Source organism: Pantoea sp. SGAir0430 (genome assembly GCF_043549295.1).
Genome location: NZ_CP039427.1, coordinates 3,711,072 through 3,722,509, shown reverse-complemented (window position 1 = coordinate 3,722,509; position 11,438 = coordinate 3,711,072). Strand labels below are relative to the sequence as shown.

Below are 11,438 nucleotides of genomic sequence, written 5' to 3'. Positions count from 1 at the left end.
AATTATCCCTTCCGTGGGGCGTTAAGCGTCAGGCTCTGTTTGAAGGCATGCCAGCGTGCCCCGTCTTCTTCATCAAAAGGCCGCATGGCTGAAAAAGTAAATATCATCAACGTATTGGTTTCAGGCACGTTTACTGCCAGCTGACGTTGCCACAGTGCCTGCCCGTTGCGATCAAAAGCCGTTTCCACTTCGATGGCGCGCAACGTGTTGTCGGCTCCCGCCAGCACGCGTGTAAATTCGCTCTGCTCTACATGGCCCATCTGGCTGCGCAACGTATCCCACTGACGGTGAAACTCCTGCTCAAAATCGCTGCCTTCAGCGATTGGCCCACGGCTGACGATCAGCGCCAGCCCGGTAGCTTCATCGCGCAGAATATTCATGCTGGTGTCCTGCCAGCCAGCCGGAAACAGGGCGAACGCGCCCTCGTTGAATTGGTAGTGCATGTTGGATATCCGTTAGAGGAATAAATGAGGATGGATCTATGTGGAATCACTTTAGCGAAACGAACTTAATTAAACCGCTCCATCGCCAGCAGATAATTTCATTTGCATATGAGCTAGTAATTAATATTGACACACTACGCATCATTAAAAACCATCATAATATGACTTATGCGATGTTCTTCAATCTGAAATAAGAGACGCTTTCCATCACCCTCGTAATAAATCCAGTATTGATCATCACTGTCATCAACAGCGCCTTTGCCATAACGACGCTGCAGAGCGCTTTCGCTGTCACCAACTGAAACACCTCTGTACGTTTTGATTCCCGGCGAATTAAGGGTGATTTGCGCTATGATATAGCTATCACTGTCGCGATGCTCTTTTTCCCAGTTCAAATTGGAAGAGTAAATATCAAAACCTGGATATTTATACTGATAATAATGATAATTTCCGGCTTCTGAAGGTCTGTCGCCAGCGTAGCTTTCAGCAATCGGCACTCCAGCGTGCTGCTTTGTCAGATTATCCCATTCGTCTCCCAGTGAGACACGATAATGATTGATTTCCACACTGAAGTCGGAGGCTGAAAGAGGTTTACTGGTACAGTTTACTTGTAAGTTACCTGCAGAGTCCCCCGCAGGGTCGCTATTGAAACGCTTTGCCCAGGCAGCAATATCCGATTGCAAATTTTTCTCAGTATTGTCATTACATCGATAACTTATTTTGCCCGTATTAGCATCTGTCCATGCAGCATAGGTCCTGCCATCAGGTTGTATTACAACGGCTGAAGCCTGTTCCAGGTAGAGATCTCTTAACCAGCCTTCCACAAACAATCCGCCTGCTGATGTCAGGTGCGGTTCACCATACACATCAAAGTTTTGACTGAAGGTATCGTAATCAGGACCCAAAATGCTCTTTAGCTTCAGCAGTACATCTTTGTTGCTAAAAACGGATGAAACTTTATCAAGGCTATTATAATCAGACATCACTACGTCTGCTCTGGCTGACATCATGCCGAAAGCCATAACTGCCACAACACTAAATAAAGCTAATTTTATACGCATCAACTTACCCGACAAGCCGAATTTTAATAACACTCACAGATGTTCGTTCCGGATGATAAAGCCGACTAAAAGAGCAATAAAACCCCGTAGGAATTACTTTTTAACTGGATGAAAAACTCCGTTATCAGATCCTGCATCAGTTAACAAAGAATAATTTTTCTTATCGACTTTAAAACGAAAAAGATGTACAGAAGTATTTGGGTCTCCACCACAAATAGCATAGCGTTTATCCTCTCGAACATCGATAATGAAATATTTACTGTCAGAGACATCATCATAATCATATGCTAAACAATGATCGCGTAATAACGATAGCTTATTATCCCTGATAGCTTTATGTACCGTCAGGACAGTAATATCTTCATCAGTTTGAAGTACATTTTTAGTTTCATAATGGATATTACTTTTAGCTGAAAGAACAGAATAACTAAAAACGGCACAAGAAAAAAACAAGATACACTTTAAGAAATACGATCTGGACATTTTTATTCCCACTTACCATCCTGTGATAGCAATACCTTTTTGCCTCTTGATACCGTCAGCGTCAACGGCTCAAAATTAATGCCATACTCTATATTTCCATTATTGAAAATCATACCAACTGCTTTGGCTGCATCAGGGGAATCAATTGTGTGGCCGGTAAGTGAAATCTGGCTACCATCGCTATTTCTCATGCCATAATACTTTAATTTTTTACAACTGGTATAAAAATTCCCACAGTTATTTACAAGAGTCACGGTGAATCCTGATGTCGAAAAAACCCTACTTTTTAACATTACATTTCTATTTGGCTCTATCTTTTTAAGGGAAAAATCCTTGGGAGCATAAAACTCACCATGGCTCGGCAGTACAATTAAATGCCAAAGCATGGCGTTATTATTTAATGTCAACTCAGCCTCTCCATTTTTACCACCAAAGACAGAGTCAAATTTCACATTAGCTTTATTATTCTTCACAATGCCATGTAAGTTATTCTCATCACCATCAGGGCAATCAATACGATTACCACTATTCGTAATGTAGCAGTAGCGCCCAACCACCTTCCCATCAACTTGCCTGAGCTTGATATTTAACGTGGAATAATCGGAGCTATTTTCATTACCCACAGCACCAGACCACTCACCGTTGAAATCTACCGCAGCCCATACAGGAGCCGCAAAAGAAAGCAATATCATTGAGAAAAAACAGGCCTTTTTTTTTGGAAAATATATTTATTAATCATATTCGGAAACGATATTAATATGGGATCCAGCTAACCTTGCCTTCGAAATTTAATCTGTACGCTGTTCTCCAACACATAGAGAAGTTTATATTTCAGTAATTATCGGGCTTATTGTAGCTATATAATCCACCCAAAATAGAAAACCCCTATGATTGCCAGCGCACTTTATTGTATATAAAAGCGATTCCCTGACCCTCCCCCTGGCAGCCCAGGAGGTTGAGCAAAATAATTAATTGGGATTGTTATAGTCAGGAGCCAAACCCTTGTGGGTTGCAAGCAATCTGTCTTTTTTAACCCAGCCCATGACTTGATCACCATCGTTAGTGAGGTACATAACCCGATAAAATCCATTCTGCTCAACATATGCATAAAGATCATCATTTGGCACAACAAATGTCCCTTTTAATAAACACTTTTCATCAGGCGCTGAATAAAACTGCAAATGTCCTTTCCCTCCGACTTTGTACAGATTATCAGTATTATCAAACCGGACCCCGTTAGAAATCCCTGATTTATCTAATTTTGCACAAAAATCATTAGCTGAAGCTGCCAGGGGCAAGGCAATAATCATCGCCACTAAAAACTTAATCATATCATCCCTCTACCTTTCATAATCCCGATGAGTTTTTTAGCATACTCCGGATCTGTTGCATAGCCTTTCTCTTGTAGCCCCTTCGCCCATTCAACAGGATCTGAAGATTTGAAAAGACTACTGTAACGTTTATTATCCATCAAAAACTGACCATGTTGTTCAATACTCTCTTCAACCGAGCCATAAGTTGCAAAGCTATCAACAATTTTGATTTTCTTACCGTTGACATACTCGTGCGTTACGGTTTCCGCAGCATTTTTAGAACCAAATGATTTTATTCCAAAGATATTGTTACTACTTGTATTCGTTTTCTTATCAAATGGAACCAAATCTCCCCAGCTTGATTCAAGGATCGCCTGCGCCGTAGTGACTTCTGCCGGAACGCCCGTTTTCTTTTCACTGATCTTAGCTGCAGCGTAGACCTTATCAAAAAAAGCTTGTTTATCTGCTGGTAACGGGCGTGCTTTGCGAGCCGGGTGATTTGCTACAGGTGCAGCGGTCGGCTTAGCGGCAGCAGAGACTGCAGCTTTCGGCGCAGCCGGAGCCGCCTGTCCTTTCTGTTTAGGGGGGAACAGGTTCTCAACCGCTTTACTGATATTCTGTTTGTGATCGGCACCAGGCGCACCGGTGCCGGGCTTTGCACCGTCAGTATTCAGGTTCAGCTTGCCGCCGGACGTTGTAATGTGGCCATCGCCCTGCACGAAAATATTGAAGCCTTTACCGACAATATTAATGTGACCGTTAGCGTTGAGTTCAATGGCGCTTTCACCGCACTCCAGACGCAGTTTGGTGCCGGATCCCAGAACATAGGTATCAACTGCTGCATCCATCTTGCCTTGTCCGGTCAGGAGCTCCTCGCCGCCTTTGATACCGTGTACACGGTTGGTCTCAACGCGGTACAGCTCATTGCCGCCAGCATAATGGCTGTGGTTATTGGCAACTGAGTGGCTGGCATCGTTTTTAACGTGCGTATCCATGTTTTTCTGCGCCTGGATCCAAAGATGCTCCTCGCCCGCCTTGTCCTCGAAGCGCAGCGCGTTTGCCGTGTCCGCCGTGCCGTCCTTCGAACGGCTTAAAAAGCCCATCTGCGTCGCCGCCGCCGGCAGCGCCCACGGCGGCATGCTCGCCTCGTTGTACACGCGACCGATGATCAGCGGCCGGTCCGGGTCGCCGTTGATGAAGTCCACCACCACCTCGTCGTTCACCCGCGGGATCTGCACCCCGCCGAAGCCCTGGCCCGCCCACGCGCTCGACACCCGCACCCAGCACGAGCTCGTGTCGTCGCCCTTCGCCAGGCGGTCCCAGTGGAACTTCACCTTCACCCGGCCGTAGCGGTCCGTCCAGATTGACTCTCCCGCCGGGCCCACCACCTTCGCCGTCTGCGGCCCGTGCGTCTTCGGCCACGCCGTCGCCGGTTCCGCCCGGTACGTCACCGACGACGGCAGCACCGTGAACGCGATGTTGTGCCGCGCCCCGCCGCCGCCGCTCGCGTACCCGTTCTCCTCAAAGTCGTACCGCGCCGACGTCACCAGGTACTCTCCGTTGTCGCTGAAGTGCGGCGCGTTCACGATGCCGAACCGGTACCCCGGCGCGATGCCCGTCGCCGTCCCCGTTCCGCTCACGCTGTGGTGCGCAACCTGCCACACCTCCTGGCGGATGCGCGTGTAAAACTCCCCGTGGCTGTGGTCGACAAAATGGCCCGGCCAGTCGTACACGTCCACCGCCCCCGGCACCGGCGACACCGGGTTCTGCCGCGCCTGCAGCATCCACGCGTTCGGCTTGCGGAAGTCGTAGTCGTCCGTGCTGTACATCCCCGGCGTCACGCTCTCGCACAGCGACCACTGGCTGATGCCCTCCTCCGTCACGCTCCCCCCCGACGCCGTCACGTGGTACGGTATCGTCTCATAGCCCGCGAACGCCTCGTGCTGGTCCGCCCCGTCGCACAGCACCATCACGTGACGCTCCGCCTCGTGGCGGAACCAGTAGTAAATCCCCTCCAGCTCCATCAGCCGGCTGATGAAGTCGAAGCTGCTCTCCTGGTACTGCACGCAGTACTCCCACACCCGGTAGCTGCTGCCCAGCCGCGTCTCCACGTTCACCCCGTTCTCCTGCAGCAGCGTCTGCACTATCTGCGGCACCGTCTGACCCTGGAATATCCGCAGGTTGCGGTCCCGGCGCATCGGCCACAGGTCCGGCTCCACCCGCAGCTGGTACACCGCGTAGCGCGTCCCGCTCAGCTCCTCGCTGCGCACCGCCACCCGCGTGATTTTGCCGTTGAGGTAGCGCGGCGACAGCAGGCTCTGCGTCGGCAGCGTGAACGTGACCGGCTGCCCCAGCAGCGCGTGCCGGTCGATGCGCGCGTCCGTGGCCAGCAGCTCGGCGTTCAGCTCAAACGACTGCGACAGCGCCTCGGCGCCGGTGAGTTTCCAGAACAGCAGGCCGTCCATCGGCAGCTGCGCGGTGATGCGTGAGAACATAAGCAGATTCCGTAACTTATTTAAGTGATTGAGTCATCGGGGGAGGTTAAACACCGGGGAGTGAAATGCAGCATATAAGTATTACGCTAAAAATTAACGAGCGGTCTTATAGTGCTTTTTTCTTATTTCATTTTGAGGATATGCCCGGTGAGACAGGGTAATGTTCCGCCCACGGTCAAATGTAGAGGCGATATAATTTCCACTGGACAGATATCTGACGAGCTCTGACTCTGTAGTTTCAAATTCTTTAGATGTCAGATGGACAGGATTACAAAATCAACTCCGGCGCACTGACAATTTACAGTGTCGGCGAAAAAAAATTCTTTAGCGAGCCGCTCTAAATTATAATTTCCCAACGTACTCAGGGCCCACCATCGCCGGCGATACACTAACGCATCATATATGAAATAGATGAAAACCAACCTGATCATCATTAAAACACATGCTCACCAACCTAAGGAGAATGCTTTTAGAATTATGGCAATACATTTATCCTTAAGCATTACTATCTTCCAGGAGAAAAAATTCTTGCTTATTTTTCTTTGTGGTAACTTGTCTAACCATTTTTAATGAACTCTAGAACAACCATTTAAAGACACTACTATTTCCCCTGCTGTAGCAGCAACGCTATCAGCATCATCATATGGTGCCACCTCTGATTTTAAGCTTTATTGTTTTACTCAGATCATCACCAACAGCTAATTCCAGAAAAGCGCCCCATTGTCCGATATAATGCATCAGCGCTTGTATTTAACTGAGGGTGCTTTTATATTAATCAGATTGATTTAGAGCATCCTGTCCTTTCAGAGAAAGAGGGCTCATCTTTTAATTACAGGTAGGAGGTGATGATATCGATTGATGTACTGATTAATACCATCATCAGACTAATGTAAGTCAATCATTATTCCATCAACAAATTCACTGTCAAATCTGAAATTTACTTATAGCTACATGTAAATTAAGCTTGATGAAGATCCATATTCTTTCATAACATTAAACTCCATTTCAAATAAGCTTGATAAAATATAGTTTTAATCAAGCATTATCGATGCGCAAAGAAGAAAGGATAATCTCAAGGCAACGCTTATTAACTTCGAAGTGATAATCAGAGTGATTACGACGTTTCCCTACCAGCTCAACATAGCACCATAAATTCCCTAGCTCAAAAATATAACTCTGATAAAAAGCACGTACTTTTTCCTCAGAACTCAAAATTTCTCCCTTACAGGTTGACAAGCTCGTACCAAGTAAAGGATTGATTTCATTTGGTATAATAATTAACTCATCTGCTTTAAATGTTACTTCGGATATATTATCTTCAAAGCGAGCAGTTGAAACTCTGAAAACATCCTGCTCAGTGAATACCATTTCTCGCGAATAAAAACAAAGATTTATCACTCCAAAATTAATATCTCCAAATGTATGCTCAACCACCAAACGTGTTTCTGTTAACATCCTAACTTGCCAGGAATCTGGTATTTTAAAAAAACTTTTTTTAGAATTACTAAGATTGACTGTCTTAAGGAGCTCAGCTAAGTCCAGGTTACTGCGATCCATCAAATCCCAGTTCACTACTGTAAAATAAATATCATTAGCAAGTGCCTTATAATCATGCGCTGCACATGCTGCTTTGATAAGAAAATAATTACCTCCGCCGAGCTCAGGATTGTAATCTTTCTGCACTGTAAAACGGGAAATAACCTTATCTCCAGAAGAGTGGATTTTGAGTGTTAACACATCTGCAAAAATCCCACTACCTGATGGGTTTGTAATTAATCGTTGATTTAATATTTCCTCCCCCATTAACTCAAGCTTATTAAATAACCAATCTGCAGGATTCATCTCCCATTGATAGTGTTCATATGCCGCCCATACTTCCATGTAAGGACGTGAGTCGGTTGATACATAGCGTCCGAGATTTGTCAGGCCAACTTCTGTAATATATTTTGGCGATAGTTCTGCGGGTTTCATACGCTTCGGCAAAACAACCCAGTATTGAAGCATTTTCTTTTCAGCCGAAGTATATAAACACTTCCAATAGTCCGCTTCTATATTCTCTAAACTCAAAGTCGAGACCGTTGGAAAAATATAGTCATGTTCAATGTTCATAAAACCCCTTTCATATCAGCTAATATCGCCAAACCAAATACCGTAAAACATAAGAATGCATCCTAAAGATGCAAGTGCTTTGATCAGCATTTGTACTTTAGACCAAACCCTCTCAAAAAAAACTGTTATCCTGAAATAATTCTCAGAAGTATTGTTTTTTTTATGGAAATTAAGAATGATTGAAAACATTGCATTGAGCATAACAACCAAAAATTTACATAACAGCATGGTAATAAATGATGCGGGAATAATTACAGCTAAAGAGCGTGCCGTTTCCCTTTCCATTAAAGGGGTGAACTTTGAGATTCCGACCAAAACAAAAACCAACAAAAAAGCCCCGATCAGCACACTGAAAAACATCCCAATGAAATTACGCCACTCTTTTTTATTAAAGTGATCTTTTCCATTCCAAAGATAGAGCAATGTTAATATTAAGAACATTAAAAAACCTATCCATTTCATTACTAAACCACCCTTTTAAAACTTAGCCACCAATCAAAACTGTAACACAACCTGTAGTAATTGTCCCGTCAGCCTTATCAGTTGCATTAGGATCTTTGATTTCCTCATCATCACCATATAAATAGTCAAAGAAATCAATTATAGGTTTGAATGCTACTTTTACACTCGCATCACCTTTTAAACCAATTAGTGCTGCAACCCCACCAGTTACCCTTACGTTAGCTGAATAGTCGGTATTGTCCCAGAAAGCACTACCACCTAATGCTCCACCAGCTGACCCTACGCTTCCGTCAATTTTCGCTTCACCGGAAACGATACCCAATATGTCAATGTTACCTGACGCTTCACCCTTTACGCCTTTTGCTTCTGCGCCAACATCAAAAGTAAAACCGAGTCTACCATTATTACCAGTATATACTTCGCCAACAGCCTTAGCTTCCGCCGTTGCAATTGTTACATCCCCTGCAATACCGCCATATAATGTTCCTTCTTTTCCTGCAGCAACAGATCCGCCGTATTGTACACCTGTTGCAGTTGCGCTAGTATTCAGGCCATAAATGTTATTACCTCCACCGTACAGTGAACCACTAGCATTAGCGACCGCTAGCTTATTTCGCATCTCACCTCGTAGCATATTATGACTTTTCATATTACCTATTGTAATATCGGATAGTGCAAATCCTGTCGAGGCGGTGTCAAAATCACCGTTGAGATTTTTGTCCTCTATACTGGCATAAATTCCAAAAGCACGGATATCGTAAAGTTCGCCATGTATCACACCATCTTTTACGGCTTCTTTCGCTAGAGTTCCTCCCCAATATTGAGGAGGTATAGCTTTAGAAGTAATTTTCACCGGCGAATTATTGGTGCTGCATTGCGTCCCATCCCCTTCTCGAGCGAGCGGCATACCATTCACAAAAACTGTACTTGAACCCCCGATAATTACGCCACTTCCGTGAATAGAACATGATACAACATCGTTTTTCCGGGCGGCAGGAAAACCACCAATGATTACATCTGGGCTTCCGGATTGAATCTTCCCCGTATGAGCACTAGTATCTATGGTAGCTCTGGCGGCAGGTTGCCCCATAACAATTATCCTTTCGTCAAAATTAGCTATTTATTTTAACCACAGCACCTTTAATATCTGTTAGGTTAACACCACTAATATTCAACGTGTCACTAGCTTTCATATTCACATTTTCACCGCCACCCAAACTGGTTGTTTTTTCACCTTTAAAATGAGCGCTTGAATTACTTTCAGCCTTTAGCTCACCATTGGAAACTATTATTTCCATTACCGATTCCGTAATGAGGATGTAGTTTTCACCAACCTTCAATTTTATCGATTTTGCTGCTTCCAGGAGCGCATTACCTTCTGCATCCATAGTGAAAATTGTTTGGTTTTTACCGACATTAATATTATATTCGCTTCCTGTGTTATTAGTTGAAATTTCGCCTACGTTAATCTCTCTGTTACGTTTAACTGCAATATATTCATCCTGACCAACAGTTTTTTTACGATTCACACCTACATCATGTGTCTCACTGTGTTCAATCTCGGTATCCATATTCTTTTCAGCATGGATCCAAATTTGCTCATGACCTGCCTTATCCTCAAAACGAAGCACATTTGCATTATCTTTATGTCCATCCTTGCTTCTGCTATAAAACCCCATCTGCGTCGCCGCCGCCGGCAGCGCCCACGGCGGCATGTTCGCCTCGTTGTACACGCGACCGATGATCAGCGGCCGGTCCGGGTCACCGTTGATGAAATCAACAACAACTTCATCACCAACGCGCGGGATCTGCACCCCGCCGAACCCCTGGCCCGCCCACGCGCTCGATACCCGCACCCAGCACGAGCTCGTGTCGTCGCCCTTCGCCAGTCGGTCCCAGTGGAACTTCACCTTCACCCGGCCGTAGCGGTCCGTCCAGATTGACTCACCCGCCGGGCCCACCACCTTCGCCGTCTGCGGACCGTGCGTCTTCGGCCACGCCGTCGCCGGCTCCGCCCGGTACGTCACCGACGACGGCAGCACCGTGAATGCGATGTTGTGCCGCGCCCCGCCGCCGCCGCTCGCGTACCCGTTCTCCTCGAAGTCGTACCGCGCCGACGTCACCAGGTACTCTCCGTTGTCGCTGAAGTGCGGCGCGTTCACGATGCCGAACCGGTACCCCGGCGCGATGCCCGTCGCCGTCCCCGTTCCGCTCACGCTGTGGTGCGCAACCTGCCACACCTCCTGGCGGATGCGCGTGTAAAACTCCCCGTGGCTGTGGTCGACAAAATGGCCCGGCCAGTCGTACACGTCCACCACCCCCGGCACCGGCGACACCGGGTTCTGCCGCGCCTGCAGCATCCACGCGTTCGGCTTGCGGAAGTCGTAGTCGTCCGTGCTGTACATCCCCGGCGTCACGCTCTCGCACAGCGACCACTGGCTGATGCCCTCCTCCGTCACGCTCCCCCCCGACGCCGTCACGTGGTACGGTATCGTCTCATAGCCCGCGAACGCCTCGTGCTGGTCCGCCCCGTCGCACAGCACCATCACGTGACGCTCCGCCTCGTGGCGGAACCAGTAGTAAATCCCCTCCAGCTCCATCAGCCGGCTGATGAAGTCGAAGCTGCTCTCCTGGTACTGCACGCAGTACTCCCACACCCGGTAGCTGCTGCCCAGCCGCGTCTCCACGTTCACCCCGTTCTCCTGCAGCAGCGTCTGCACTATCTGCGGCACCGTCTGACCCTGGAATATCCGCAGGTTGCGGTCCCGGCGCATCGGCCACAGGTCCGGCTCCACCCGCAGCTGGTACACCGCGTAGCGCGTCCCGCTCAGCTCCTCGCTGCGCACCGCCACCCGCGTGATTTTGCCGTTGAGGTAGCGCGGCGACAGCAGGCTCTGCGTCGGCAGCGTGAACGTGACCGGCTGCCCCAGCAGCGCGTGCCGGTCGATGCGCGCGTCCGTGGCCAGCAGTTCGGCGTTCAGCTCAAACGACTGCGACAGCGCCTCGGCGCCGGTGAGTTTCCAGAACAGCAGGCCGTCCATCGGCAGCTGCGCGGTGATGCGTGAGAACATA

At 47.6% G+C, this 11,438-nt stretch carries 10 protein-coding genes; all 10 read right to left on the bottom strand.

Annotated elements, in window-relative coordinates; all coding sequences use genetic code 11:
* Positions 1–2 precede the first annotated feature (2 nt).
* Positions 3–443, bottom strand: a complete 441-nt coding sequence (locus E7738_RS17490; RefSeq protein ID WP_058771505.1) for a DcrB-related protein — start codon at positions 441–443, stop codon at positions 3–5.
* 134 nt (positions 444–577) lie between these two features.
* Complete coding sequence (locus tag E7738_RS17485) at positions 578–1,504, bottom strand: hypothetical protein (protein ID WP_394515880.1); 927 nt, start codon at positions 1,502–1,504, stop codon at positions 578–580.
* 93 nt (positions 1,505–1,597) lie between these two features.
* Complete coding sequence (locus E7738_RS17480) at positions 1,598–1,999, bottom strand: hypothetical protein (RefSeq protein ID WP_394515879.1); 402 nt, start codon at positions 1,997–1,999, stop codon at positions 1,598–1,600.
* Positions 1,990–2,679 carry a hypothetical protein gene (locus E7738_RS17475; RefSeq protein WP_394515878.1) on the bottom strand — a complete coding sequence of 230 codons (690 nt, stop codon included), beginning with the start codon at positions 2,677–2,679 and terminating at the stop codon, positions 1,990–1,992. Before E7738_RS17475 ends, E7738_RS17480 begins: the two co-directional genes overlap by 10 nt.
* Before the next feature lie 276 nt (positions 2,680–2,955).
* Positions 2,956–3,318: a hypothetical protein gene (locus tag E7738_RS17470; protein ID WP_394515877.1), complete on the bottom strand. Its 363-nt coding sequence runs from the start codon at positions 3,316–3,318 to the stop codon at positions 2,956–2,958.
* The gene (tssI, locus tag E7738_RS17465) at positions 3,315–5,795 is read right to left on the bottom strand and encodes a type VI secretion system tip protein TssI/VgrG (RefSeq protein ID WP_394515876.1); all 2,481 of its coding nucleotides are present in this window, start codon (positions 5,793–5,795) and stop codon (positions 3,315–3,317) included. Before tssI ends, E7738_RS17470 begins: the two co-directional genes overlap by 4 nt.
* Before the next feature lie 1,035 nt (positions 5,796–6,830).
* Positions 6,831–7,904: a hypothetical protein gene (locus tag E7738_RS17460; RefSeq protein WP_394515875.1), complete on the bottom strand. Its 1,074-nt coding sequence runs from the start codon at positions 7,902–7,904 to the stop codon at positions 6,831–6,833.
* Between the two features lie 15 nt (positions 7,905–7,919).
* Positions 7,920–8,366 carry a hypothetical protein gene (locus E7738_RS17455; protein WP_394515874.1) on the bottom strand — a complete coding sequence of 149 codons (447 nt, stop codon included), beginning with the start codon at positions 8,364–8,366 and terminating at the stop codon, positions 7,920–7,922.
* 22 nt (positions 8,367–8,388) lie between these two features.
* Positions 8,389–9,456, bottom strand: a complete 1,068-nt coding sequence (locus E7738_RS17450; protein ID WP_394515873.1) for a PAAR domain-containing protein — start codon at positions 9,454–9,456, stop codon at positions 8,389–8,391.
* A gap of 22 nt (positions 9,457–9,478) precedes the next feature.
* Positions 9,479–11,437, bottom strand: coding sequence for a type VI secretion system Vgr family protein (locus E7738_RS17445; protein WP_394515872.1), 1,959 nt, complete (start codon positions 11,435–11,437; stop codon positions 9,479–9,481).
* Position 11,438 lies beyond the last annotated feature (1 nt).

Excerpts from the sequence above, each read along its gene's own strand:
- E7738_RS17490 (WP_058771505.1), bottom strand. The coding sequence starts at position 443 with ATGCACTACCAATTCAACGAGGGCGCGTTCGCCCTGTTTCCGGCTGGC.
- E7738_RS17485 (WP_394515880.1), bottom strand. The coding sequence starts at position 1,504 with ATGCGTATAAAATTAGCTTTATTTAGTGTTGTGGCAGTTATGGCTTTC.
- E7738_RS17475 (WP_394515878.1), bottom strand. The coding sequence starts at position 2,679 with ATGATATTGCTTTCTTTTGCGGCTCCTGTATGGGCTGCGGTAGATTTC.
- E7738_RS17470 (WP_394515877.1), bottom strand. The coding sequence starts at position 3,318 with ATGATTAAGTTTTTAGTGGCGATGATTATTGCCTTGCCCCTGGCAGCT.
- tssI (WP_394515876.1), bottom strand. The coding sequence starts at position 5,795 with ATGTTCTCACGCATCACCGCGCAGCTGCCGATGGACGGCCTGCTGTTC.
- E7738_RS17460 (WP_394515875.1), bottom strand. The coding sequence starts at position 7,904 with ATGAACATTGAACATGACTATATTTTTCCAACGGTCTCGACTTTGAGT.
- E7738_RS17455 (WP_394515874.1), bottom strand. The coding sequence starts at position 8,366 with ATGAAATGGATAGGTTTTTTAATGTTCTTAATATTAACATTGCTCTAT.
- E7738_RS17450 (WP_394515873.1), bottom strand. The coding sequence starts at position 9,456 with ATGGGGCAACCTGCCGCCAGAGCTACCATAGATACTAGTGCTCATACG.
- E7738_RS17445 (WP_394515872.1), bottom strand. The coding sequence starts at position 11,437 with ATGTTCTCACGCATCACCGCGCAGCTGCCGATGGACGGCCTGCTGTTC.